Genomic DNA, 23919 nt, shown 5'->3' with positions numbered 1-23919 from the left:
CCCCCCCCCCCCGCCCCCCGTGCCCCGTTGGGTTGACTACCCGCCCGGGGTGGGGGGGGGGGGCCGCCCCCCGGGGCCCCCCCCCCCCCTCACTCGACGTGCGGTTACGAGCGCGGCAGCGCGGCCTCGATCAGCGCGGCCTGCTCGGCGTCGTGCATCTTCGCCGAGCCGACCGCCGGGGCGGCCGCGGCCGGGCGGGAGATCCGCCGCAGGCGGACACCCTCCAGGTGCTCCAGCAGGTTGAGCGCGACGAACGACCAGGCGCCCTGGTTGGCCGGCTCCTCCTGCACCCAGGCGAAGTCCTCGGCGTTCGGGTACTGCGCCAGGACGGCCTTGAGCTCCTCGACCGGGAGCGGGTAGATCTGCTCCATCCGGATGATCGCGGTGTCCGTGATGCCCCGGTCGGCCCGCGCCTGGAACAGGTCGTAGTAGACCTTGCCGGAGCAGAGCAGCACCCGCTTCACCGACGAGCCGTCCAGCGGCTGGCCGTTGACCCCGGCGTCGCCGAGCACCGGCTGGAAGGCGCCCTGGGTGAAGTCGTTGACCCCGGAGACCGCCAGCTTGTGCCGCAGCAGCGACTTCGGCGAGAAGACCACGAGCGGCTTGCGCTTGGTGGACAGGGCCTGGCGGCGCAGCAGGTGGAAGTAGTTCGCCGGGGTGGTCGGGTTCGCCACCCGCATGTTGTCCTGCGCGCAGAGCTGCAGGAACCGCTCCGGGCGGCCGGACGAGTGGTCCGGGCCCTGGCCCTCCATGCCGTGCGGGAGCAGCAGCACCAGCGACGACTGCTGGCCCCACTTCACCTCGCCGGAGGAGAGGAACTCGTCCACGATCGACTGGGCGCCGTTGACGAAGTCACCGAACTGGGCCTCCCAGAGGACCAGGGCGTCCGGGTTCTCCACCGAGTAGCCGTACTCGAAGCCCATCGCCGCGTACTCGCTGAGCAGGGAGTCGTGCACGAAGAACCGGGCGTTCCCGGTGATCAGCGACGACAGCGGCAGGAAGTCCTTGCCGGTCTTCGAGTCGACGATGGCCGCGTGCCGCGAGGTGAACGTGCCCCGGCGCGAGTCCTGGCCGGCCAGCCGGACGGTGACGCCCTGGCTGAGCAGCGAGCCGAAGGCGATCAGCTCACCGAAGCCCCAGTCGATGCCGCCGTCGGTGGACATCTTGGCCCGCCGGTCGAGCAGCTGCTGGACCCGCTTGTGCGGGGTGAAGCCCTCGGGCAGCTCGACGTGCGCCTGGCCGACGGCCCGCACCACGCTCGCGTCGACGGCGCTCGCCACCTCGGGCTCCGGCTCCTCGGCGATGATCCGCGGCCGCGGCGGGCTGCCCGCCGCGTCCCGGGTGGCCTTGAAGACCTCCTCGAGCCGGCCCTGGTAGTCGCGCAGCTGCTCCTCGGCCTCCTGCACGGTGATGTCGCCGCGGCCGATCAGCTCCTCGGTGTAGAGCTTCCGCACGCTGCGCTTGGTGTCGATGATCTGGTACATGCGCGGGTTGGTCATCGACGGGTCGTCGCCCTCGTTGTGACCGCGGCGCCGGTAGCAGATCATGTCGATCACGACGTCCTTGTTGAACGCCTGGCGGTACTCGAAGGCCAGCTTCGCGACCCGGACCACGGCCTCGGGGTCGTCCCCGTTCACGTGGAAGATCGGGGCCTGGATCATCCGGGCGACGTCGGTCGAGTACATCGACGAGCGGCTGTACTCCGGGGCGGTGGTGAAGCCGACCTGGTTGTTCACGATCACGTGGACCGTGCCGCCGGTCCGGTAACCGCGCAGCTGCGAGAGGTTGAGCGTCTCGGCGACCACGCCCTGCCCGGCGAACGCGGCGTCGCCGTGCACCAGCACCGGCAGCACCGTGTAGCCGTGCAGGCCCAGGTCGAGGCGGTCCTGCTTGGCCCGGACGATGCCCTCCAGGACCGGGTCGACGGCCTCCAGGTGGGACGGGTTCGCGACGACGCTGACGGTGGTCGAGAACTGGCCGTCGGGCGTGGTGTACTTCCCGGTCTGGCCGAGGTGGTACTTGACGTCACCGGAGCCGTGCGCCGACTTCGGGTCCATCTGACCCTCGAACTCGTTGAAGATCTTCTCGTACGGCTTGCCGACGATGTTGGTGAGCACGTTCAGCCGGCCGCGGTGGGCCATGCCGATCACCATCTCGTCCAGCCCCGCCTCGGCGGACGACTGGAGCACGGCGTCGAGCAGCGGGATCAGCGACTCGCCGCCCTCCAGCGAGAACCGCTTCTGGCCCACGTACTTCGTCTGGAGGAAGGTCTCGAACGCCTCGCCGGCGTTGAGCCGGTGCAGGATGTGCTTCTGCTCGTCGGTGTCCGGCTTCGTGTACTTGACCTCGATGCGCTCCTGGACCCAGCGGCGCTCCTCCGGGTCCTGGATGTGCATGTACTCGATGCCGACGCGGCGGCAGTAGGTGTCGCGCAGCACGCCGAGCACGTCGCGCAGCTTCATCCGCTGCTTGCCGGCGAAGCCGCCGACCGGGAAGACCCGGTCCAGGTCCCACAGGGTCAGGCCGTGCTGGAGCACGTCCAGGTCGGGGTGCTTGCGGATGGTGAACTCGAGCGGGTCGGTGTCGGCCATCAGGTGACCGCGCACCCGGTACGCGTGGATCAGCTCGACCACCCGCGCGGCCTTGTCGATCTGGCCCTCGGAGGTCCGGGCGACGTCACGCACCCAGCGGACCGGCTCGTACGGGATCCGCAGCGAGGTGAAGATCTCGTCGTAGAAGCCGTGCTGGCCGAGCAGCAGCTCGTGCATCACCTTGAGGAACTCGCCGGACTGGGCGCCCTGGATGACCCGGTGGTCGTAGGTGCTGGTCAGCGTCGTGACCTTGCTCACGCCGTGCTCGGCGAGGGTCTCGTCGCTCATCCCGGAGTAGGGGGCCGGGTACTCCATGGCGCCGACGCCGATGATGGCGCTCTGCCCGTTCATCAGCCGGGGGATGGAGTGGACCGTGCCGATGCCGCCGGGGTTGGTCAGCGAGATCGTGGTGCCGGCGTAGTCGTCCATGGTCAGCTCGTTGCGGCGGGCGCGCCGGACGATGTCCTCGTACGCCTGCCAGAACCCGCGGAAGTCGAGCGTCTCGCAGTTCTTGACCGAGGGCACCACCAGCGTGCGGGACCCGTCCTTCTTGACCAGGTCGATCGCGATGCCGAGGTTGACGTGCTCCGGCTGGATCAGGGTGGGCTTGCCGTCGATCTCGGCGTAGGTGTTGTTCATCTCCGGGTGGGCGATGACCGCCCGCACCAGGGCCCAGCCGATCAGGTGGGTGAAGCTGACCTTGCCACCGCGGCCGCGGGACAGGTGATTGTTGATGACGATGCGGTTGTCGACCATCAGCTTCGCCGGGACCGCGCGCACCGAGGTGGCGGTGGGGACCTGCAGCGAGGCCTCCATGTTCTGCACGATCTTGCCGGCCACACCGCGCAGGGTGGTGGTCCGGGCGCCGGCCGGGGCGGCCTCGGCCGGCTTCGGCGCGGGCTTGGCGGCGGCCTTCGGGGCCTGCGCGGCCGGCGGGGTCACCGGCTTGGGCGGCGCGACCGTGGTGGCGGCCGGCGCGTCGGTGCCCGCCTTGGCCGCGGTGGCCGTGGCGTTGGCCGCGGTGGCCTGGTCCGGGGTCGCGATCGGTCCCTGGGACGTCGCCGGCTTGTAGTCGGCGAAGAAATCGTGCCAGGCGGGGTCGACACTGGTCGGGTCGGCCAGGTAGCGCTGGTACATCTCATCGACGATCCACTCGTTGGGACCGAAATCCGCGAGTGGATTGTCCTGCGAAGTCTGCTGCGTCGACACTGCCGCGTTCGCCTCTTTCACCGTTTTTGTCATCACGTGACCGCTCCGTCACGCGGGACGGGTAGGATTCGGTGTCCAGGCTACGCCGTGGATGGGCGCTGTCGGTGCGGACGTCCACCCTGTGACCAACAGCTCCGGCCTCCGCCGCACCGTCGCGACGGGGCGAGACTACACCCTCCGTTTTCTCGCCGACCGGCGCACCGGAGCCTCCCCAGGACAGCGTTTCCGCTGGTCGCGTCAACGAAAAACGCACGACCGGGCAGGCCGGTCGTGCGTCGTTCGCAGGCTTCGGTTACCCGATGTCCCGTCGCTTCGTGACAAGTGTGCCGATCACCGACATGACCGCGGCGTAGCCGATCAGGATCACACCGCCGACCCACCGGGGCGGGTCGTCCGGCAGCTGGGGCCCGGAGATCAGCAGGTCCGAGGCGAACGTCGGGACCAGCACCCGGAGATCCATGAACGGCTCCCAGACGAACTCGCTGAGCACCACGAAGATGACGCTCAGCACCTGGGTCCCGATGACGTAGACGACGGACAGCGTGATCGTCGCGCCGATCTGGCTGCGGATCAGCACGCCGGCGCCGACGCCGAGCAGCGACCAGAGCACGAAGGCCAGGCCGTTGAGCCCGATCGCCTGCCAGACGAAGGGCTCGCCGAGATAGGTCGGCTGATCCATGGTGCCCAGCACGATCGGGCTGAGCGCCAGGTTGAGCACGGTGGTGAAGAGCCAGACCACCACCGCGATGATCACCGCGACGACCATCTTGGCGATGATCACCCGCTCCCGCCGGGGCGTGGTGAGGAACGTCGACGTGGCGGTCAGGTGGAAGAACTCGCTGGTCACCAGGATCGCGCTGAGCAGCAGCACGAGCAGCACGCCGGAGAACTGGCCGCTGGTGTAGAGGCCGGAGACGAGCCGTTCCAGGTCGCCGAGCCCGGCCTCCTCGAGGTCGGCCTCGCTCAGGCTCAGCGCCGCGTTCATGGTCAGCCAGTTGAAGCCCAGGGCGAGACCCCAGAGCGGCACCAGGATGATCGCGAAGATCCACCAGAGCGCGGTGGTCCGCAGTTTCAGCAGCTCGGCACTGATGAGGTTCATCGGGCCCCCGCCTTTCCGGCCGTCAGCTCCAGGAAGACCCGCTCCAGGTCGGCGGCCTCCCCGATCAGCTCGTGCAGCTCGACACCGGCGGTGAAGGCGACGTTGCCGACCCGCGCCGGCTCCGCGCCGAGCACCTGGAGCGAACCGTCCGGCTGGACGGCCACCTCCAGCTGGGCGTCGCGCAGCGCGGCGGACAGCTGCTCCGCCTGCGGTGTGCGGACCCGCACCTTCGCCACGCCGGCCGTCTCGCCGAGCACGTCGCTGACCGGCCCCTGCCGGATCAGCCGGCCGGCCGCGATGATCACCACGTCGTCGGCGAGCTGTTGCATCTCACCGAGCAGGTGGCTGGAGACGAGGACCGCGCGGCCCTCGGCGGCGAACGCCTTGAGCAGGTCCCGCATCCAGCGGATGCCCTCCGGGTCGAGGCCGTTGGCCGGCTCGTCCAGGATCAGCACCCGCGGGTCGCCGAGCATCGCCGCGGCGATGCCCAGCCGCTGCTTCATGCCCAGCGAGTAGCCCTTGAACTTGCGGCCGCCCACGGTGTGCAGGCCGACCATCTCGAGGACCTCGTCGGCCCGGCGGTCGGGCAGCCCGGCGGCGCGGCAGATCACCCGCAGATGGTTCCGGGCGCTGCGGCCGCGGTGCGCGCTGGAGGCCTCCAGGATCGCGCCCACGTGGCGGATCGGATCGGGCAGGTCCACGTACCGGACGCCGCCGATCGTCGCGGTCCCGGAGGTCGGCGTGACCAGGCCCAGGACCATCCGCAAGGTGGTGGTCTTGCCCGCCCCGTTCGGGCCCAGGAAGCCCGTGACACGGCCGGCGTGCACCGTGAAGGAGAGATCGTCGACGGCCCGCACCTTCGAGTACTGCTTGGTGAGGTGCTCGACGCTGATCTCCGCATGGTTGGGCCGGCTCATGGTCGCGGCTCCTTCCCCGTCAGCTGGAAGCGATCAAGGTACTAGACCAGGGCGAGCCATGTGGCCCTCGCATGGGCCAGGCGCTCCCCGTCCGGACCGTACAGGGCCGAGTCCACCGTCGCCTTGCGGCCGTCCACCCCCGACAGTGCGCCGACCACCACACACTCCGCCCCCGGAGTGGGCAGCGCGCCGACGTCCGCGGTGATCCGGCCCAGCACGTACGGCCGGCCGCCGGAGCCGATCGCCGTCCACCCGCCGGGGCAGTCCAGCGCGGCCCAGACGGTCTCCGGGGTGACCTCGCCGGGGACCGTCCACGGGGCGGCCGTACGGTCTCCGGGCAGCGGTCCCGGGAAGATCCGCAGCCCGTCGCCGGGCGCCCGGTCCGGCCCGCAGACGTAGCAGCCCGGGAACGGGTGGGCGGTGAACCCGGGATAGCCGCGGGACGCCGTCACCGCTTCGGCGAACGGCACGCCGGGGACCCCGGGACCGGCGCCGGCGGCCTCGGTCACCTCGGCGACCAGGGTCCGGTCCGCCCAGACCGACCCGTCCCGCAGCTCCAGTGGGGTCTCCAGGGGCGGCGGCACCCGCAGGGTCACCTGGTGGGGCGGTCCACCGGGCCGGGCGCCGGCGGCGGCCGCGAAGGCGCCCGCGCACCAGCCGCCGTTGCCGGAGCCGGGCGGGCCGTTGAAACGAGCCGGAACGATCATCCCCAGACCTTCGCACACGTCGTTCATCCAGCGGTCACACATCGCCACCGAACCGGACACGCCATCGGCAGACACCGGGCTTACACAGATCACATGGCAGTTCTGATGACCGCCGCCGCACCCACCGGGACCAGCGGCTACACCCTGCTCCTCGCCGACGGTCCGGGTCTGGTCGAGGCCGCGCAGCGCCTGCGCCACGACGTCTTCGCCGGCGAGCTCGGCGCCCGTCTCCCGGAGACCCCGGAGGGCCTCGACGCCGACGAGTTCGACGCACACTGCGACCACCTGATCGTCCGGGACGACGCGACCGGCGAGGTGGTCGGCACCTACCGGATGCTGCCGCCGCGCGCCGCCGAGCTGGCCGGCCGCCGGTACGCCGACGCCGAGTTCGACCTCAGCGCCCTGCGCCCGCTGCGCGACCATCTCGTCGAGATCGGCCGCTCCTGCGTGCACCCCGATCACCGCTCCGGCGCGGTGGTCAACCTGATGTGGGCCGGCATCGCCCGCTACCTGCACCTGAACAACCTCCGCTGGCTGGGCGGCTGCGCCTCGGTGCCGCTCGGCGACGGCGGCGCGACGGCCGCCGGGGTACGCGAGCGGATCAACGGCCGGCACCTGTCGCCGCCCGCGCTGCGGGTCCGGCCGCGCCGCCCGTGGACCGTGCCGGACGGCGTGGTGGCCGACCCGAAGGTGGCGGTGCCCCCGCTGCTCCGCGGCTACCTGCGGCTGGGCAGCTGGGTGTGCGGCGAGCCGGCCTACGACGCCGACTTCGACTGTGCCGACTTCTACGTGCTCTTCTCGCTGGACCGGCTGGACCCGCGGTACCGCCGGCACTTCCTCGGAGCGTCCCGGTGAGCGCGACGCTGTGGCAGCCGGCCTCCGGTTGCGGTGCGCACTGCCGGGACGGCGGCTTCCGGCGGGCCGGCGCGGTCACCGTCGCCGTGCGGGTGACCGTGCTCTGGGCCGTACTCCTGCTGGGTCTGCTGCCCGCGGGTCTGCTGGGTGGCGCCGCGCTGCGGACCCTGTCCCGCGCCATCCTCGCGGCCCTGGGGGTCCGGACGGTCTGGCGCGGTCCCCGGCCGCGCCCCGGCAGCCTGCTGGTCGCCAACCACGTCTCCTGGCTGGACGTGGTGGCGCTGGGCGCGTCGCTGCCCGCGGCGCCGGTGGCGAAACACGACGTGGCGGCCTGGCCGGGCATCGGCGGCACCGCGCGGCGAGCCGGCGCGATCTTCATCGACCGGACCCGGCCGAGAGCGCTGCCGGGCACGGTGGCCGAGGTGGCGGCCGCGCTGCGGGCCGGGCGGTCGGTCGCCCTCTTTCCGGAGGGTACGACGTTCTGCGGCCCGGATCAGGGCAGGTTCCGTCCCGCCCTGTTCCAGGCGGCGATCGACGCGGGCGCCCCGGTCGTGCCGGTCTCGATCGGTTACGACTCGACCGAGGCGTCCTTCGTCGCGGCGGACACCCTGTGGGAGTCGGTGCGCCGGGTGGCCCGGGTGCGCCGGCTGACGGTGACCCTGGTGGCCGCCCCCGCGATGCGCCCGGCGCCGGGCGCGGACCGGCGGGCGCTGGCCCGGGCGGCCCAGGCCAGCCTGGGTGGGGCGGGCTACCGCCTGGCCGCCTGACCGGTCCACGGCTCACAGAAAATTTTCAGCGAGGGTGCAGGCAGGCCGCAGCGGTCCGGGAAAGAATGACCCCATGGCCATCCAGACCCAGCCCAAGCAGAGCGAGGCGAAGCTCCTCGTCGTCGAGGACGACGCCAACATCCTCGAGTTGCTCTCCGCGAGCCTGCGCTTCGCCGGGTTCGAGGTGACCACCGCGACCAGCGGCAGCGCGGCGGTGAGCGCGGCCCGCAGTTCGACCCCCGACCTGGTGGTCCTCGACGTGATGCTGCCCGATCTGGACGGCTTCGAGGTGATCCGGCTGATGCGCGAGGGCGGCCAGCGGACCCCCGTGGTGTTCCTGACCGCCCGGGACGGCACCGACGACAAGATCCGCGGGCTGACCCTGGGCGGCGACGACTACGTCACCAAGCCGTTCAGCCTGGAGGAGCTCACCGCCCGGATCCGGGCGGTGCTGCGCCGCACCAACGCCACCGAGGAGCAGCCGTCCCGCCTGGTCTTCGCCGACCTGGAGCTGGACGAGGAGACGCATGAGGTCTACCGGGCCGGCTCCCGGGTGCAGCTCTCGCCGACCGAGTTCAAGCTGCTGCGCTACCTGATGCTCAACGCCAACCGGGTGCTCTCCAAGGCGCAGATCCTGGACCACGTGTGGAAGTACGACTTCCGCGGTGACGACAACATCGTCGAGTCGTACATCTCGTACCTCCGCCGCAAGGTGGACAACGTCCAGCCCCGCCTGATCCACACCCTGCGCGGTGTGGGTTACGTGCTGCGCAAGCCAGCCGTCTAGGCCGCGGGATGGGTTTGACCGAGCGGGTCCGCGAGCGGATCCCGCGCCACCCCACCCTGCGCCGGATCTCGCTGCGGACCAAGCTGGTCGCCTCGGTGCTGGTCCTGGTCTTCGCCGCGCTCACCCTGATCAGCGCCGCCAGCACCTACGCGCTGAACACCTACATGGTCGCCCGGCTCGACAAGCAGCTCGACGTGATGGCCGACAACGCCGCCGTGGACATGGCGAACCTGCACTACCGCGCCGTCTACGCGCCACCGGACTTCCTCATCGCCTTCACCTCGGTGAGTGGGGAGGCCGCGGTCGGCACGATCGGTGTGGGGGTCGCCGCCGACGACACACCCCGGCTGCTCAGCGGCGTCGACGTGATCGCCGCCCACGACGGCAAGGCGTACACCGTCAAGGGCCGCAACGGGAAGTACATGTGGCGGATGCTGGTGCGTCGCCTGCCCGACGACAGCGTCCTGCACGTCGGCCAGCGGATGTCCGGCATCGACGACGTGGTCGCCCGGCTGATCTGGGTGGACGTGCTGGTCGGCGTCGGGGTGCTGGTCACCCTCGCCACGGTCGGCGCCGCCCTGGTCCGGCAGAGCCTGATCCCGCTGATCCAGGTGGAGCGCACGGCGGCGGCCATCGCGACCGGCGACCTCACCCGCCGGGTGCCCGACCCGGAGGAGTCCGGCGGCCATCCCACCACCGAGCTGGGCCGGCTCTCCGGCGCGCTGAACGCGATGCTCGCCCAGATCGAGGCGGCCTTCCTGGCCCGGGCGCAGTCCGAGCAGGCGGCCATGGAGGCGGCCGAGGCCGCGCAGCGCTCCGAGGCCCGGGCCCTCGCGTCGGAGTCCCGGGCGTTGCGGTCCGAGGAGAAGATGCGGCGGTTCGTGGCGGACGCCTCGCACGAGCTGCGCACCCCGCTGACCACCATCCGCGGTTTCGCCGAGCTGTACCGGCAGGGCGCCGTCTCCGACCCGGAGCAGGTCGCCCGGCTGGTCCGGCGGATCGAGGACGAGGCCGCCCGGATGGGCCTGCTCGTCGAGGACCTGCTGCTGCTCGCCCGGCTGGACCGGGAGCGCCCGCTCACCCTGGCGCCGGTGGAGCTGCCGGTGCTGGCCGTCGACGCGGTGCAGGCCGCGCAGGCGACGGCCCCGGACAAGGAGATCGGCCTGGAGGTGCGGGACGCGCCGGAGCGCCTGGTGGCCTACGGTGACGACGCCCGGTTGCGCCAGGTGATCGGGAACCTGATGACGAACGCGCTGGTCCACACCCCGCCGGGCGCCTCGGTGACCCTCCGGCTGTATGCCGGGGAGGACGGCCGGGCCGTGGTCGAGGTGGCCGACACCGGGCCCGGCATGAGCGAGGAGCAGCGGGCCCGGGTCTTCGAGCGGTTCTACCGGGTGGACGAGGCGCGGACCCGCAACACCGAGCGGGCGGCCACCGGGACGGGCCTGGGGCTGGCCATCGTGGCCGCCATCGTGGCCGCCCACGAGGGATCCGTCGAGGTGCTGTCGGAGCCCGGCGCCGGTGCCACCTTCCGCGTGTCATTGCCGACCATAAATGCGGATAAAGGGTTCACAGAAAACGTCCAGGAGTAACACAGTTCGGTACGAGTACGACGGGGCAGAGTTATTCACATGAACGAGAACGAGACCAACCCGCAGACCGCGGACGCCGCCGCTGATCACAGCAGCACGGAGCGGGTGGCGTCTGAGCAGCCGACTCTTGCGCAGCCGCCGGTTGCTCCGCAGTCCGGTGCTCCCCAGTCCGCGGCACCCCAGCAGCACAGCGCCTGGGCCCAGTCGCCCTGGCAACAGCCGCAGCCCGTCTCGGCGCAGCCGGTGTCCACCCAGCCGGTCTCCGCGCAGCCGGGCCCGGTTCCCCACGGCCACCCGCACTACGGCTACCAGTCGCCGCAGCCCGGCTACCAGGACTACGCCCAGCAGCAGTCGGCGTACCAGGCCTGGCACGCCGCCCAGGCCGCCCAGGCCGCTCAGGCGGCGGCCGGCGACGGCACCGTCCCGCCGGGCTGGGTCACGGCGCATCCCGCCGCCGCCCCGCGCCGCCCGGGCTCCGGCCGCAAGGTCCTCCTGGCCGGAGCGGCCGCACTGCTGATCGCGCTCACCGCGGGTGGCGTCGGCGCGGCCACCGCGCTGGCCCTCGACGGCGGCAACGCGGTCAACACCGTGCAGAGCGGCAACTCGTCGGTCACCCGGGTGGTGGACCGGTCGTCGCTGGCCCAGATCGCCGCCGCCGTCCAGGACAGCGTGGTCTCGATCACCACCGGCTCGGGCGAGGGCTCCGGCGTGGTGCTGACCGCCGACGGCTACATCGTCACCAACAACCACGTGGTCTCGACCGCCCAGGGCTCGAACGTGACGGTCATCTTCGCCGACGGCACCAAGACCCAGGCCACCGTCGTCGGCACCGACGAGCGCACCGACCTCGCGGTGATCAAGGCCACCGGCGTCTCCGACCTGAAGGCCGCCACCTTCGGCGACAGCGCGCAGATCCAGGTCGGCGACACCGTGCTCGCCCTGGGCAGCCCGCTCGGCCTGGAGGGCTCGGTCACCGCCGGCATCATCAGCGCCAAGGACCGCACCATCCAGTCCGGCGGCGAGGAGCAGCAGAGCCCGTTCGGCGGCCAGCAGCAGCAACAGCAGCAGTCCGGCACCACCACGATGACCGGCCTGCTGCAGACCGACGCCCCGATCAACCCGGGCAACTCCGGCGGCGCGCTGGTCAACACGAACGGCGAGGTGATCGGCATCAACTCGGCGATCGCCACCTCCGGCTCCAGCACCGGCAACATCGGCCTCGGCTTCGCCATCCCGAGCAACAAGGCCAAGCAGGTCGCCGAGGCGCTCATGCAGGGCAAGAAGGTCAGCCACCCGGCGCTCGGCGTCAGCGTCACCGACGCGGAGAACGGCGGGGCCCTGATCAGCAACGTCACCAGCGGCAGCGCGGCGGACAAGGCCGGGCTCCAGACCGGCGACGTGGTGACCGCGGCCGACGGCAAGGCCATCGACGACTCCGACGACCTGGTCGCGGCGGTCCAGGCGGGTGCGGTCGGGCAGAAGATGACGCTGAACTTCACCCGCAACGGCAGCAAGCAGACGGTCACCGTCACCCTGCAAGAGACGCAGTAGAGATCGGCTTCTCCCGCCACGGCGGGTGACGTACCCGGGGGGTGGGTGCGTCACCCGCCGTGATTGTGTCTATGCCGGGATTCGGGACCTTAGCGACCAACAGGACGGTTTCCTCGGGTGGGGCTCGCGTTTGTGCAGGCGACCGCCTAATCTCCATTCGCCATCGGCGACGCCTTCGCCAGTCGCCGGCGAGCATCCCCCCACCACGACCGGCGGAGTGAAGGGCCTCCTGAGTTGACGTACGTCGAGACCCGGACCAACGTTTGGGAAGCCCTGGCCGGCCGGGCTCCGGGAGTGCCCTCCGGCCCCGCCGACACCGGCCTCTGGCACACCGTCGCCGACCGGCTCAACCCGGCCAGCGCCCGTCCGATCCTGCGCTCCGGCATCGAGGTCCGGCATCGTACGGCGGTGCGCGGCGGCCGGTACGTGATGCTCCGCTCGCCCGAGGACGGTGGCCGCAGCTCGTACCTTCGGCTGACCCCGGAGGAGTACCAGCTCGCCCTGATGATGGACGGCGACAGCACGGTGGCCCGGCTGGTCGCCGAGTTCGCCCGGATCGCCGGCCGCCTCGCACCCGACCAGGTCCGCCGGGTCGTCGCCGACCTGGCCGCCAACCGGATGCTCGAAGAGCTGCCGATGGACGCCTTCCGCCCGCTGCGCGACCTGCGCCGGGACCCGCTGCCCCGGCGGATGGGCGACTCGCTGGCCGCCGCCGCGCGCGGCCGCGTGGTCCTGTCCTTCCCGATCGACGGCCTGGTCACCACCCTCTACAACACCGTCGGCCGGCTGCTCTTCACCCGGGTCGCGGTGTGGCTCGGCGCGGTGGTGGCGGCCGTCGGCCTGCTGCTGTTCGCGGGCACCTGGCAGCGGGGCAGCCGGTCGCTCTTCCTGGTGGGTGACTCGTACCTGCTCGGCGCGCTCACCCTGGTGTCACTGAACGTGCTGGTCCTGGCGGTGCACGAGCTGGGGCACGCGCTCGCCGCGAAACGGGTCGGCCGGGAGGTCCCGGCCGCCGGCCTGATGCTCTACTTCGGAGTCCCCTCGGTCTTCGTCGACACCAGCGACGTCTGGATGGCCGGCCGCCGCGCCCGGATCGCGGTCACCGCCGCCGGCCCGGCCACCGCCCTGGGCCTGGCCGGGCTGTTCCAGCTGACCGGTCTCGCCATCCCGGCCGTCGCCGGGGTCACCTTCAAGCTGGCGTTCCTGTTCTACCTGCACACGTTCTTCAACCTCAGCCCGCTGCTGCCGCTGGACGGCAAGTACCTGCTGATGGACTGGCTGGAGATTCCGGACGTCCGGGCCCGCGCCCTGTCCTGGATGGGCGGCCGCCTGCGCCGCCGCGGGCCGGGCTGGAAGGCTCTGGACCGGGAGGGCCGGCTCGTCGCCCTCTACGGCTTCCTGTCGCTGCTGTGGCTGGTCAGCGCCATCGGGCTGGGCTACCGACTGTGGACCGACCGGATCGAGGGCCTGATCGTCGGCCTCTGGTACGAGGGCGTCGCCGGCGCGCTGCTGCTCCTGGTGATCGTTCTCGGTGTCGTCGCGCCGCCGCTGTACTTCCTGCTGGGCCGCCTGGTCCGGGCCGCCCGCCGGGCGCGCCAGCAGCTCGCCGAGCGGGACCGGGAAGCCGACCTGCCCCGCCGGGTGGCCACCCTGCGCGCCTCCGAGCTGGGCGGGCTGCCCGAGCCGTCGTTGCAGGCGCTCGCCGCCCGGGCCCGGTGGTACCGTCCGCCGACCGGCCGCCAGCTGGTGCTCGCCGGGGAGACCCAGGGCGCCGTCTACGTGGTGGTCGAGGGCGCGCTGCACGGCCGCCGGCCCGGCGACCCGGGCGGCACCATCCGGCACCACGTCGGCCCCGGCGGCGTGGTCGGCCTGGCCACCGCGCTCACCGGCCGCAGCGCCCAGCTCGACTGGCACACCGCCGGCGTGACCCTGCTGACCCTGCCCACCTCCACGGTGGCCACCGTGGTCGGCCCGATGCCCGGCCCGCCGCCGCAGGAGCGCGCCGAGGCCGAGGCCCTGTTCGCCGACACCCCGGCGCTCGCCGCGCTGGAGGAGGACCAGCGGCTGGCCCTGATCGCCGCCGCGCACCCGGCCGACCTGGACCCGGGCGCGCCGGTGATCCTGCCCGGCCCGACCCACGCGGTGGTCGTCGAGTCCGGCGTGATCGCCATGCCGGACGGCGTCGAGCTGCGCCGCGGCACCCTGGTCGGCCCGGTCGGCGACGGCAGCCCCGGCATGGTGGCCCAGGCCCGGACCCCGGTCCGGCTGTGGATCATCCCGGACGCCTCCGACCTGCCCCCGCTGATCGGCTCGTACGGTCCCGGCGTCCCGATGCCGGCGCTGCGGCCCAGCATCCCGGCGGTGGCCCGGCCCGGCGCGGCGCACCCGCCCCTCGCCGTGCCACCCGGCCCGCCGGACGCCGACGAACAGTACGACGTGGACCGCCACTTCGAACGCCGGATGTGGGGCTTCGTGAGCCTGCTGCTGGTGTTCGCCCTCGGCAGCCTGCTGGTGAACGTGAGCTCCGGACCGGCCTGGGCGGAGATGCCCGCCGAGCGGGTGCTGCTGTCCGTGCAGCGCGGCTCCGCCACGGCGGTGGCCGACCGGGAGTCGATCGCGCTCGGCCCGAACGACCGCCGCTACCTCGCGGCCGGCGCCGAGATCGAGGTACCGGGGCGGGGCGTGGCCCTGCTGACCTTCCCGGGCGGCGCCGCGGTGGTGCTGTGCGGCGGCTCGCGGACCGAGGTCACCGCGGTGACCGTGGCGAACGGGCGGCGGTCCACCCCGTCCGGGCAGCTCACCCTGGAGAACGGGCGGCTGCTGGCCGACACGAGCAGCCCGAGCGGGGCGTACCAGCCGCTCGATCTGACCGTGCTGCGCACCCAGGGTGACGTGACCAGCGACGGCCGGGCGTGGTATTCAGTGGACACCGCCGGTGTCGCGGTCTCGGAAGGGGCCGTGACCGTCGGCGGCTCCCGTGACGAGGCCGACAAGCAGCCGCTGAACTGCGGCGACGGCGTGCCGGTGACCCCGCCGACCGAGGCCGAACCGACCCCGGACCCGACCGAGGAGTCGTCCCCGGCCGAGGCGCCCGCCATCCCGGCGCCCTCGACCGACCCGACTACCGTTCCGGGCACCGAGGACGAGCCGGTGGACGGCTCGGACGACGGCGACCCGGCGACGACGACGAACCCGACGACGACCCGGACGACGACCCGGCCCACCACCGGCAACCCGACGATCACGGTGCCGACCAACCGGCCCACCACGACGAAGCCGACCACCAAGCCGACCACGAAGCCGACCACCAAACCGACGACCACGGCGCCGGACCCGGACCCGACCACCACGCAGCCGGACCCGGATCCGACCACCACCCAGCCGGATCCCGAGCCGACGACCACGGGGCCGTCCAGCAACTGAACATCGGCGGCCTCCCGACGTGAGAAGGAGTGGCCGCCCATGTTGTGCTGGTTCTGCGCCGAGGGGGCGCGGGCGATCTGCCGGTTCTGCGGGCGCGGGGTGTGCGCCGAGCACGCGCGCTTCGGGCCCTACCTGCTGGAGGTGACCCGGTCGGCCCGCCGGGACCGGGCCGAGGCGCTGGTGGTCGAGGACGCGGTGCAGTGCGGCACCTGCCGTCCCCGGCCACAGCCGGTCGCCATGCCCGAACTGGACTAGACGTTCGCGTACGGCGTGATGAGGTTGGTGATCGCCGGCCGGAGCACCGACTTCGGCCGGGCGCCGACGATCGTCTGGGTGACCGTCCCGTCCCGGAGGAACAGCAGGGTCGGCATCGAGTGCACCCGGTAGGCGATGGTGGTCGACGGGTTGGCGTCCACGTCCAGCGTGGCGATCAGCACCCGGTCGCCGAACTCTCCGGCCAGCTCGCCGAGCACCCGCTTCAGCGGCCCGCACGGCGGGCACCACTGCGCCCAGAAGTCGACGAGCACCGGGACCTTCGCCGACAGCACGATCTCGGCGAAGGTGGCGTCGGTGACGGTGGTCAGGGTGTCATCTGGCATCGGATCTCCTTCAACTGGTCCCGCAGCCGCTCCCGTACGTCGGTGAGGCGGCCCAGCAGCTCGTCCACTTCGGCCAGTCGCCGCCGCAGCACGACCGCCGACTCCGGGCAGACGTGCCCGGCGCTGTTGCCGGCCCGCAGGCAGGCGACGAACGGTTTGATGTCGTCCACGCCGAATCCGTCGGCGAGCAGCGTGCGGATCTCGTGCACCACGCGCAGTTCCGCGTCGTCGTACTGCCGGTAGCCGTTGGCGTCCCGGCGTGGACGGATCAGCCCGTGCTTCTCGTAGTAGCGCAGCGTTCGCGGGCTGGTGCCGGCCCGGTCGGCCAGCTCTCCGATAAGCATGAGCCGACGGTAAGCCCTGACATCGGCGTCAGGGCAAGGGTGCAAGATCGTGCGAGGATGGTGACATGGTCGACGGTCCGGTGGCTTTCGTGCTCGGCGGCGGAGGCGTGCTCGGCGCGGTCGAGGTCGGCATGCTGCGGGCCCTCTTCCGGGCCGGGTTCCGTCCGGACATGGTGGTGGGCACGTCGATCGGCGCGGTGAACGGTGCTCTGGTCGCCGCCGACCCCGCCGAGCACGTCACCGAGCGCCTGGTCCGGCTCTGGACGTCGCCGGAGGCCGCCGCGGTGTACGGCGACTCGCTCGGCCGCCAGATGCGCCGGTTCGCCGCCCGTACCCATCTGCACTCGCCCCGCCCGTTGCGCCGCCTGCTGGAGAGCGAGCTGGGGGAGAACGCCACGTTCGCCGATCTCAAGGTGCCGTTCCACTGCTGTGCGGCGAGCATCGAGCGGGCCGCCGAACACTGGTTCGACAGTGGCCCGCTGGTCGACGCGGTGGTCGCCTCCTCGGCCGTGCCGGGGCTGCTGCCGCCCATGGAGATCGACGGCGAGCACTACGTCGACGGCGGGATCGTCAACTCGATCCCGATCGGCGAGGCCGTCCGGCTCGGGGCGAAGCTCATCTTCGTGCTCCAGGTCGGCCGGGTGGAACGCCAGCTCAGCGTGCCGAAGCGGCCGTGGGAGGTGGCGCAGGTGGCGTTCGAGATCGCCCGGCGGCACCGGTTCGCCCGTGAGCTCGCGTCGCTGCCGGACGACGTCCGCGTGCACGTGCTGCCGAGCGGCGGCGGGGAGAACCGGGACGACTCCCCGTGGGCCTACCGGGACATGGCCGCGGTGGGGCGCCGGATCAGCCGGGCCTACACCGCCTCCCGCCGCTACCTGAACGCCAACGTGAACCCGCTGCCGGGGCCGGGTCGCTGATGCCCCCGGTCTGGGTCCGCCGCATGGTGATCGCCCCGGCCGTCGTGCTGCTCGCCTTCACCCTGCTCACCACCCTGCCGGTCTGGCTGCTGATCGCGCTGGCCGTCTCGCCCGTGGTGCCGGGCCGGCTGCGGCTGCCCCGGGTGGTCTTCCTGCTCATCGTCTACCTGGTGTGGGACGCGGTGGCGCTGGTCGGGCTCGCGGTGCTCTGGGTGGCGTCGGGCTTCGGCCGGCGGATCCGCGGCCCCGGGTTCCAGCGGGCGCACTACGTGCTGACCGGCTGGTTCCTGCGCAGCCTCTTCTGGTTCGCCCGCTGGTCGCTGCACCTGACGATCGACGTGGTCGGCACCGACCCGGACACCGCGCAGCCCGGCCGCCCGGAGATCGTGGTGAGCCGGCACGCCGGGCCGGGCGACTCCTTCACCCTGATCCACGCGCTGGTCAACTGGTTCGCCCGGGAGCCGCGGATCGTGCTGAAGGCGGCCCTGCAATGGGATCCGGCGGTGGACGTGCTGCTCAACCGGCTGCCCAACCGGTTCATCTCACCGGGCCGCACCGGGACGGCGACGCTGGAGCAGCAGATCGGCGAGCTGGCCACCGGTCTGGACGACAACGACGCGTTCGTGATCTTCCCGGAGGGCGGCAACTTCACGCACCGCCGACGGGCCAGCGCCATCGCCCGGCTGTGGTCGCGTGGCCTGCACGACCTGGCGGCCCGGGCGGAGAGTCTGAACAACCTGCTGCCGCCGAAGCCGGGCGGGCTCTTCGCCGCGATCGACGCGGCCCCGGACGCCGGGGTGATCTTCGTGGCGCACACCGGCCTGGACCGGATGACGAGCGTCGCCGACGTGTGGCGTGAGCTGCCGATGGACAAGCGGCTGGTGATGCGGTTCTGGAGTGTGCCGCCGGAGGAGGTGCCCACCGGCGAACAGGAGCGGATCGAGTGGCTCTACGACTGGTGGGCCCGCATCGACGCGTGGATCGACGAGAACCGTCCGGAGCCCCGGCCACTGTGGACGCGGCCGGGGCGCGCCGTGGGCTAGGCCGTCTGGGTCAGCGACTTGAGCATCTCGGCCGGCATCTCGGTGACCTCGGCGGCCGGCGGGGCCTCCACCGACACCGGGGTGCCGAAGTCGGAGTAGGTGGTCGTCATCTTGCCGGCGCCCGCGCCCAGCGAGCTCATGTCGATGACCAGCTCGGTGAGCCGGCCCTCACCGTCCACCTTGGCGGTGAACGGGACGGCGGACGCCTTGTCGCCCAGAGCCTTCAGCGACTCCGGGTCGGAGGTCGGCGACTTGGTCATGTCGAGCGTGCCGGAGAACGTGTCCCCGTTCTTCTCCACCTTGACCGCGGCCTGCGCGAAAGCCGACGCGTCCGCCATGTTCTTCGGGTTCATCGAGCTGCTCGCCGGGAGCTTCGACACGTCGAGACGCCACCACTTGGCGCCCGCGGTGGTGCCGTACTTCATGAACATCTCGTCGCCGATCAGGCGGACCGCGATCTTCATCTCCTGGCCGGCGGCGCCGACGCTCATCACCATGTCGACCTTCTTGCCGGCGAGGTCGGACACGCCGCTCGCCTCGATGCCGCCCGGCATCGACATCTTCATCTTCATCTTCTCGTTGCCGAGCTTCTTCGACGCGGCGACGAACTCGGCCAGCGGGTCGGCGGCGGCCTGCGTGGCGGCGGGGGACTTCGCGTCGGTGGAGGCCGAACCGCAGCCACCCATGCCGGCGAGGGCCGCGATCGTCACCGTGACGACGGCCAGCCGTTGGAACCTCATATGTGTCTCCTTGTCGATTCGTCGAGCGGCGCCCACCATAGCGGCCGGGTGCGACAACCACCGGCCCGATTTCTCCGGCGATCATGGGCGGGGCATGATGGGTCGGAGGGGCCGCACGCGTACGTAACAGGGGAGGACTCGTGAGATTCGAGGTCAGCAAGGTCCTCGACGCCATCGAGGCCCGGCTCACCACCGATCCGGCGCTGGCCCGGGGTGTGGTGGATCTGTCAGAGGTGGTCCGTTACGCGGACCTCGACGGGGGCCGTCCGGCCAGCCTGGTCCGCCTAGGTCTGCTGATCGACGCCCTGGGGCGGTATGTGGCGGAGGAGAGCGTCCCGGTCTACGCGGTCGCGCCCCGCGCGCTGCTCTCCGACGCCGACCTGACGTCGAACGAGCGCATGGTGGTGCGCCGCTGGGCCGACGACGGCAAGGTCGAGGTGGTTCCGCAGATCGACGACCGGGTGCTGGAGGTGGCCGAGATGCTCGGCCTGCCGGTGCTCACCCGTGACCGGGAGGACCGCTTCCGGGACCGCCGGCCGTGGGTGACCGATCCGGGCCGGCTGCTCGCCCTGGTGTCGAACCAGGGTGGCCCGGTGCTGGTGGCCCGGGTCGGCCGGGGTGAGGCGGCGCCGCCGGTGCCGCGGTCCCCGCTCGGTGAGCGGCTGCTCGCCCGGGTGTGGCGCTGCCCGCAGATGAACTGCAACACCTACGGCGACGGCGGCGACCCGGACAGCCCGTTCGCCGACATGCGCACCTTCACCAGCCCGGTGTCGCAGCCGCCCCCCGCCCTGCGAGCCGGCGCGCCGACCTGCCCCCGGCACGGCGACCGGCTCAAGGACATGGGCGCGCGCCCGGCCACCGAGGTCTTCTCGGTGCGCATCGACGGCGTGATCCGGCAGCGTTTCGTGGTCTCCGAGGACAAGGCCGTGGTGATCGGCCGGGCGCCGGAGGGCGGCGGCGGGGTCATGCTGGGCCAGTGGCTCACCGAGGACGCCCGGAAGTGGATCAGCCGCGGGCACGTCCGGCTGTCGCTGCGCGGCGGTGAGGTGACCGCCCAGGACATCAGCACCAACGGCACCGGGATCCGCCCGGGCGGCTCGTTCGACGACGACCAGCGGCTCACGCTGCGCCGTGACGAGCGCCGGGTGCTCGGCCCGGAGGACATCGTCGAGCTCTACGCCCAGGTGCACGTGGGCCGGTCGAAGATGTGGGCGACCGGCGGCGTGGTCCAGCCCGAGTCGGTGATGAGCGAGGCTCCCACCATGGCGTTCCGGCCGGTCGGCCGATAGCGATGCGCCGCCGCCGGTCCGGCGGCGGCGCATGCCCCGATCAACCCTCGAGTACGGCGGCCAGCTGCGCCAGCGCGTGATCGAGGTCCTCCTCGGTGACCACGAGCGGCGGCGCCAGGCGGATCGTCGACCCGTGGGTGTCCTTGGCCAGCACACCCCGTTCGGCGAGCCGTTCACACGCCTGCCGGCCGGTCATCAGAACCGGGTCGATGTCCACCCCGGCCCACAGCCCACGGCCGCGGACCGCCACCACACCGCGGCCGATCAGCGCCTCCAGGCCGGCGTGCAGCCGCGCGCCGAGGCGGGCCGAGCGCTCCTGGAACTCGCCGGTGGCCAGCAGGCGGACCACCTCGGCGCCGACCGCGCACGCGAGCGGGTTGCCGCCGAAGGTGGATCCGTGCTCGCCGGGCCGCAGCACACCGAGGACGTCCTGGTTGGCGGCGACCGCGGAGACCGGCACGATGCCGCCGCCGAGGGCCTTGCCGAGCACGTACATGTCCGGAACGACGCCCTCGTGCTCGATGGCGAAGGTCTTCCCGGTACGGCCCAGCCCGGACTGGATCTCGTCGGCGATCATCAGCACGTTGTTCGTGTCGCACAGCTCACGCACCCCGGCCAGGAACCCGGCCGGCGGCACCAGCACACCGGCCTCGCCCTGGATCGGCTCCATGAGCACCGCGACCGTGTTCGGCGTGATCGCGGCCCGGACCGCGTCGAGGTCGCCGTACGGCACCACGACGAACCCGGGCGTGTACGGCCCGAAGTCGGCCCGCGCCTCCGGATCGGTGGAGAAGCTGACGATGGTGGTGGTACGCCCGTGGAAGTTGTTCGCCGCCACGATGATCTCGGCCCGCTCGTCGGCCACGCCCTTGACCCGGTAGCCCCACTTGCGGGCCACCTTGATCGCGGTCTCCACGGCCTCGGCGCCGGTGTTCATCGGCAGCACCAGGTCCTTGCCGCACAGCTCGGCCAGCCCGCGGCAGAACGCGGCGAACTGGTCGTGCACGAAGGCCCGGCTGGTGAGGGTGACCCGGTCGAGCTGCGCGTGCGCGGCGGCGATCAGGCCGGGGTGCCGGTGCCCGAAGTTGAGGGCCGAGTAGCCCGCCAGGAAGTCCAGGTAGCGGCGGCCGTCCACGTCGGTGACCCAGGCGCCCTCGGCCTCGGCCACGACCACCGGCAGCGGGTGGTAGTTGTGGGCGGTCCAGCGCTCGGCGTCGGCCAGCGCCCCAGGGGTACGGAATTCCACGGTCGTCACGAACGCACCTCCAGCGTGCAGCACTTGGGTCCGCCGCCGGCCTTGCGCAGCTCGGACATGTCGACCCCGATGGTCCGGTATCCGGCCGCACGCAGCGCGTCGGCCAGGTGGGTGGCCTGCTCGGCCAGCACCACGGTCTCACCGTCGCTGACCGCGTTCAGGCCGAGCACGGCGGCGTCCTCCGGCGTGGCGATGATCGCGTTGGGGAAGAGCTGCCGGAGCACGGCCTGCGAACCGGCCGAGAAGGCCTGCGGCAGGTACGCGATGTTGGTCTCGTCCAGTACGCAGAGCGCGGTGTCGAGGTGGTAGTACGCCGGATCGACGAGCTGGAGCGTGATCACCGGCCGCTGGAGGAACTCCTGGGTCTCGGCGTGCGAGGCGTGCGAGGTCCGGAAGCCGGTGCCGGCGAGCAGCACGTCCCCGGCGAGCAGGATGTCGCCCTCGCCCTCGTTGGTGTGCTTGGGCTCGAACACGTCGAAGCCGTTCTCACGGAACCAGGCGGCGTACGCCGGGGCCTCGTCGGCCCGCTCGGCGTCGCGGAACTGCACACCCAGGGCCCGGCCGTCGACCACGGTGGCGCCGTTGGCGGCGAAGACCATGTCGGGCAGCCCGGGTAGCGGGTCGATCAGATCGACGGTGTGGCCGAGGCCCAGGAAGGTCTGCCGCAGGTTCTCCCACTGGCTGATGGCCAGCGCGTTGTCGTACGGCGCCGTCGGGTCCATCCAGGGATTGATCCGGTAGGTGACGGCGAAATGGGTGGGCCGGCACATCAGGTAGCGGCGCTTGAACGTCATGGAAGAAAACGGTAGGTCGGGGTGACCGTCGGATGCCCCTGATCAACCATGCGTCACGCGGCCGATCGTTGCGTGATCGCGGCGGCCAGCGGCGATTCATTGCAAAGGCCCCGGCGGGGCGGCGAACCGCCACCCATGCCGGGGCCTTGGGCGTCCTCCGCGAACCGCTGAAGGACTTGTCAGACGAATACCCGTCAGGTCCGGTTCGCAAACTGTGTGTCGAGCCACGTCCGGAGTTCGGTCGCCGAGTCGGTGTCGGTGCCCAGCCACCAGACCTGACCGGTCAGGGCGAGCACGCCCAGCACGATCGCGCCGATGGACAGGAGCATCCCGATCAGCGCGCTGGTCTTGCCGGCCACGTGCCGCTTACGGGTCGCGAAGACGCCGGCGAGCGAGATGATCAGGGCCACCGCGGCGACGCCGATGCCGTACCCCAGAAGGGGGCCGGAGAGCACGAGCATCGCGCCCGCCACCGACAGGATGAGGCCGAGGGTGGCCAGGAAGCCGGCCCGGGCCCGCGGAGCGGGCGACGGGATCGCGACCGGTTCGGAGACGGCCCGGGCGCGCTCGGTCTCGGAGCGGACCGGGGGCAGGGTCGTGGTCGTCGCGCCGTCGTCCCGGCGGGGGGTCACCGGGGTGCGCCCGGTGGCTGTCTCCTCGTCCGTGGACTGGCGCGGGAAGGTAGGAATCCGCACGTCAGCACCTCCTTGTCAGGTTCTGACGTGGTTATGTACCCGCGCCGCCCGGAATTGACACGGGCGGCGCGGATGACGGCGTCAGACCAGCGAGGACACCGCGTTCACGTCGGTCGCCTTGGCGATCACGTGGTCGACGAGGCCGTACTCCTTCGCCTGCTGGGCGGTGAACCAGCGGTCCCGGTCCGAGTCGCGCTCGATCTCCTCCGGGGTGTGCCCGGTGTGGAAGGCGATCCGCTCGTTCATCACCTGCTTGATGTGCAGCATGCTCTCGGCCTGGATGGCGATGTCCGCGGCGGTGCCGCCGATGCCGCCGGAGAGCTGGTGCATCATCACCCGGGCGTGCGGGAGCGCGTACCGCTTACCGGGGGTGCCGGCGCAGAGCAGGAACTGGCCCATCGAGGCGGCCATGCCCATCGCGATGGTGGCCACGTCGTTCTTGATGTACTGCATGGTGTCGTAGACCGCCATGCCGGCGCTGATCGAGCCGCCCGGAGAGTTGATGTAGAGAGCGATGTCGCGCTCGGAGTCCTCGGAGGCGAGCAGGAGCATCTGCGCGCAGATCCGGTTGGTCACCTCGTCGTTCACCTCGCTGCCGAGGAAGATGATCCGCTCCCGCAGCAGCCGGTCGAACACCTGGTCGTCGAAGGACGCGCCGCCGCCCCGCATGGTCGTCTCAATGCTCATGAACCCACCTTCTCCCACTCGGTCCCCGGATCCCAGCGATTCGCCTCAGGGCGAATCC

21 protein-coding genes are annotated in these 23919 nt (G+C 72.0%); 10 read left to right on the top strand and 11 right to left on the bottom strand.

The annotated features are described in order from the left end of the window. Window positions 1-104: 104 nt before the first annotated feature. The 4 genes from J5X75_RS02795 to J5X75_RS02780 form a co-directional block, all read right to left on the bottom strand. Window positions 105-3800, bottom strand: a complete 3696-nt coding sequence (locus J5X75_RS02795; protein ID WP_208465706.1) for a multifunctional oxoglutarate decarboxylase/oxoglutarate dehydrogenase thiamine pyrophosphate-binding subunit/dihydrolipoyllysine-residue succinyltransferase subunit — start codon at window positions 3798-3800, stop codon at window positions 105-107. Between the two features lie 292 nt (window positions 3801-4092). After that, on the bottom strand, window positions 4093-4899 hold the full coding sequence (locus J5X75_RS02790; protein ID WP_208465594.1) for an ABC transporter permease: 807 nt from the start codon (window positions 4897-4899) through the stop codon (window positions 4093-4095). Further along, window positions 4896-5816, bottom strand: coding sequence for an ABC transporter ATP-binding protein (locus J5X75_RS02785; protein WP_208465593.1), 921 nt, complete (start codon window positions 5814-5816; stop codon window positions 4896-4898). The genes J5X75_RS02790 and J5X75_RS02785 overlap by 4 nt, the downstream gene beginning before the upstream one ends. 41 nt (window positions 5817-5857) lie before the next feature. Then, window positions 5858-6523 (bottom strand): hypothetical protein, encoded by a 666-nt coding sequence (locus J5X75_RS02780; RefSeq protein WP_208465592.1) that lies wholly within the window; start codon window positions 6521-6523, stop codon window positions 5858-5860. 93 nt (window positions 6524-6616) lie between these two features. On the opposite strand from J5X75_RS02780, the gene J5X75_RS02775 reads away from it, so the two are divergent. The 7 genes from J5X75_RS02775 (at window position 6617) to J5X75_RS02745 (ending at window position 15753) form a co-directional block, all read left to right on the top strand. Next, window positions 6617-7378: a GNAT family N-acetyltransferase gene (locus J5X75_RS02775; protein WP_208465591.1), complete on the top strand. Its 762-nt coding sequence runs from the start codon at window positions 6617-6619 to the stop codon at window positions 7376-7378. After that, a complete protein-coding gene (locus tag J5X75_RS02770) occupies window positions 7375-8145 on the top strand; it encodes a lysophospholipid acyltransferase family protein (protein WP_208465590.1) in 771 nt (256 codons plus the stop codon). The genes J5X75_RS02775 and J5X75_RS02770 overlap by 4 nt, the downstream gene beginning before the upstream one ends. 73 nt (window positions 8146-8218) lie before the next feature. Then, window positions 8219-8932 (top strand): response regulator transcription factor, encoded by a 714-nt coding sequence (locus tag J5X75_RS02765; protein ID WP_208465588.1) that lies wholly within the window; start codon window positions 8219-8221, stop codon window positions 8930-8932. Between the two features lie 8 nt (window positions 8933-8940). Then, window positions 8941-10524 carry a sensor histidine kinase gene (locus tag J5X75_RS02760; protein ID WP_208465587.1) on the top strand — a complete coding sequence of 528 codons (1584 nt, stop codon included), beginning with the start codon at window positions 8941-8943 and terminating at the stop codon, window positions 10522-10524. A 39-nt stretch (window positions 10525-10563) separates the two neighbouring features. Next, window positions 10564-12075 (top strand): trypsin-like peptidase domain-containing protein, encoded by a 1512-nt coding sequence (locus J5X75_RS02755; RefSeq protein ID WP_208465586.1) that lies wholly within the window; start codon window positions 10564-10566, stop codon window positions 12073-12075. Window positions 12076-12309: 234 nt separating this feature from the next. After that, complete coding sequence (locus tag J5X75_RS02750; RefSeq protein WP_208465585.1) at window positions 12310-15498, top strand: cyclic nucleotide-binding protein; 3189 nt, start codon at window positions 12310-12312, stop codon at window positions 15496-15498. 39 nt (window positions 15499-15537) lie between these two features. Next, the gene (locus tag J5X75_RS02745) at window positions 15538-15753 is read left to right on the top strand and encodes a hypothetical protein (RefSeq protein WP_183216903.1); all 216 of its coding nucleotides are present in this window, start codon (window positions 15538-15540) and stop codon (window positions 15751-15753) included. On the opposite strand, the gene J5X75_RS02740 is transcribed toward J5X75_RS02745, so the two are convergent. After that, the gene (locus tag J5X75_RS02740) at window positions 15750-16097 is read right to left on the bottom strand and encodes a thioredoxin family protein (RefSeq protein WP_208465584.1); all 348 of its coding nucleotides are present in this window, start codon (window positions 16095-16097) and stop codon (window positions 15750-15752) included. The two genes, J5X75_RS02745 and J5X75_RS02740, sit on opposite strands and share 4 nt — an antisense overlap. Next, window positions 16079-16441 carry a MerR family transcriptional regulator gene (locus J5X75_RS02735; RefSeq protein ID WP_208465583.1) on the bottom strand — a complete coding sequence of 121 codons (363 nt, stop codon included), beginning with the start codon at window positions 16439-16441 and terminating at the stop codon, window positions 16079-16081. The genes J5X75_RS02740 and J5X75_RS02735 overlap by 19 nt, the downstream gene beginning before the upstream one ends. Window positions 16442-16506: 65 nt before the next feature. Here J5X75_RS02735 and J5X75_RS02730 point away from each other — a divergent pair, with 65 nt between their 5' ends. Beyond that, window positions 16507-17358, top strand: a complete 852-nt coding sequence (locus J5X75_RS02730; RefSeq protein WP_208465582.1) for a patatin-like phospholipase family protein — start codon at window positions 16507-16509, stop codon at window positions 17356-17358. Next, window positions 17358-18401 (top strand): 1-acyl-sn-glycerol-3-phosphate acyltransferase, encoded by a 1044-nt coding sequence (locus tag J5X75_RS02725; protein WP_208465580.1) that lies wholly within the window; start codon window positions 17358-17360, stop codon window positions 18399-18401. The genes J5X75_RS02730 and J5X75_RS02725 overlap by 1 nt, the downstream gene beginning before the upstream one ends. Here the strand turns inward: J5X75_RS02725 and J5X75_RS02720 are convergent. After that, window positions 18398-19141: an SCO4651 family lipoprotein gene (locus J5X75_RS02720; RefSeq protein ID WP_208465578.1), complete on the bottom strand. Its 744-nt coding sequence runs from the start codon at window positions 19139-19141 to the stop codon at window positions 18398-18400. The genes J5X75_RS02725 and J5X75_RS02720 overlap by 4 nt on opposite strands. A gap of 140 nt (window positions 19142-19281) precedes the next feature. Between J5X75_RS02720 and J5X75_RS02715 the strand changes: the two genes are divergently transcribed. Continuing rightward, window positions 19282-20430: an FHA domain-containing protein gene (locus J5X75_RS02715; protein WP_208465577.1), complete on the top strand. Its 1149-nt coding sequence runs from the start codon at window positions 19282-19284 to the stop codon at window positions 20428-20430. A gap of 40 nt (window positions 20431-20470) precedes the next feature. Here the strand turns inward: J5X75_RS02715 and rocD are convergent, their stop codons facing one another. The 4 genes from rocD to J5X75_RS02695 form a co-directional block, all read right to left on the bottom strand. Further along, complete coding sequence (gene rocD / locus J5X75_RS02710) at window positions 20471-21685, bottom strand: ornithine--oxo-acid transaminase (protein ID WP_208465576.1); 1215 nt, start codon at window positions 21683-21685, stop codon at window positions 20471-20473. Beyond that, window positions 21682-22479, bottom strand: coding sequence for a dimethylargininase (gene ddaH, locus J5X75_RS02705; protein ID WP_208465575.1), 798 nt, complete (start codon window positions 22477-22479; stop codon window positions 21682-21684). Before ddaH ends, rocD begins: the two co-directional genes overlap by 4 nt. Window positions 22480-22673: 194 nt before the next feature. Next, the gene (locus J5X75_RS02700; protein WP_208465574.1) at window positions 22674-23174 is read right to left on the bottom strand and encodes a hypothetical protein; all 501 of its coding nucleotides are present in this window, start codon (window positions 23172-23174) and stop codon (window positions 22674-22676) included. A gap of 81 nt (window positions 23175-23255) precedes the next feature. Beyond that, window positions 23256-23861, bottom strand: a complete 606-nt coding sequence (locus J5X75_RS02695) for an ATP-dependent Clp protease proteolytic subunit (RefSeq protein ID WP_208465573.1) — start codon at window positions 23859-23861, stop codon at window positions 23256-23258. Window positions 23862-23919 lie beyond the last annotated feature (58 nt).

Origin of the sequence: Actinoplanes flavus (genome assembly GCF_017592555.1) — a bacterium.
GTDB classification, from domain to species: Bacteria; Actinomycetota; Actinomycetes; order Mycobacteriales; family Micromonosporaceae; genus Actinoplanes; species Actinoplanes flavus.
Note: the sequence above shows the minus strand (reverse complement) of the source record. Positions and strands in the feature narration are given on the sequence as shown.

Excerpts from the sequence above, each read along its gene's own strand:
- J5X75_RS02725 (WP_208465580.1), top strand. The coding sequence starts at position 17,358 with ATGCCCCCGGTCTGGGTCCGCCGCATGGTGATCGCCCCGGCCGTCGTG.
- J5X75_RS02775 (WP_208465591.1), top strand. The coding sequence starts at position 6,617 with ATGGCAGTTCTGATGACCGCCGCCGCACCCACCGGGACCAGCGGCTAC.
- J5X75_RS02695 (WP_208465573.1), bottom strand. The coding sequence starts at position 23,861 with ATGAGCATTGAGACGACCATGCGGGGCGGCGGCGCGTCCTTCGACGAC.
- J5X75_RS02735 (WP_208465583.1), bottom strand. The coding sequence starts at position 16,441 with ATGCTTATCGGAGAGCTGGCCGACCGGGCCGGCACCAGCCCGCGAACG.
- J5X75_RS02790 (WP_208465594.1), bottom strand. The coding sequence starts at position 4,899 with ATGAACCTCATCAGTGCCGAGCTGCTGAAACTGCGGACCACCGCGCTC.
- J5X75_RS02745 (WP_183216903.1), top strand. The coding sequence starts at position 15,538 with ATGTTGTGCTGGTTCTGCGCCGAGGGGGCGCGGGCGATCTGCCGGTTC.
- ddaH (WP_208465575.1), bottom strand. The coding sequence starts at position 22,479 with ATGACGTTCAAGCGCCGCTACCTGATGTGCCGGCCCACCCATTTCGCC.
- J5X75_RS02755 (WP_208465586.1), top strand. The coding sequence starts at position 10,564 with ATGAACGAGAACGAGACCAACCCGCAGACCGCGGACGCCGCCGCTGAT.
- J5X75_RS02730 (WP_208465582.1), top strand. The coding sequence starts at position 16,507 with ATGGTCGACGGTCCGGTGGCTTTCGTGCTCGGCGGCGGAGGCGTGCTC.
- J5X75_RS02760 (WP_208465587.1), top strand. The coding sequence starts at position 8,941 with ATGGGTTTGACCGAGCGGGTCCGCGAGCGGATCCCGCGCCACCCCACC.
- J5X75_RS02785 (WP_208465593.1), bottom strand. The coding sequence starts at position 5,816 with ATGAGCCGGCCCAACCATGCGGAGATCAGCGTCGAGCACCTCACCAAG.
- J5X75_RS02740 (WP_208465584.1), bottom strand. The coding sequence starts at position 16,097 with ATGCCAGATGACACCCTGACCACCGTCACCGACGCCACCTTCGCCGAG.
- J5X75_RS02780 (WP_208465592.1), bottom strand. The coding sequence starts at position 6,523 with ATGATCGTTCCGGCTCGTTTCAACGGCCCGCCCGGCTCCGGCAACGGC.
- J5X75_RS02765 (WP_208465588.1), top strand. The coding sequence starts at position 8,219 with ATGGCCATCCAGACCCAGCCCAAGCAGAGCGAGGCGAAGCTCCTCGTC.
- J5X75_RS02720 (WP_208465578.1), bottom strand. The coding sequence starts at position 19,141 with ATGAGGTTCCAACGGCTGGCCGTCGTCACGGTGACGATCGCGGCCCTC.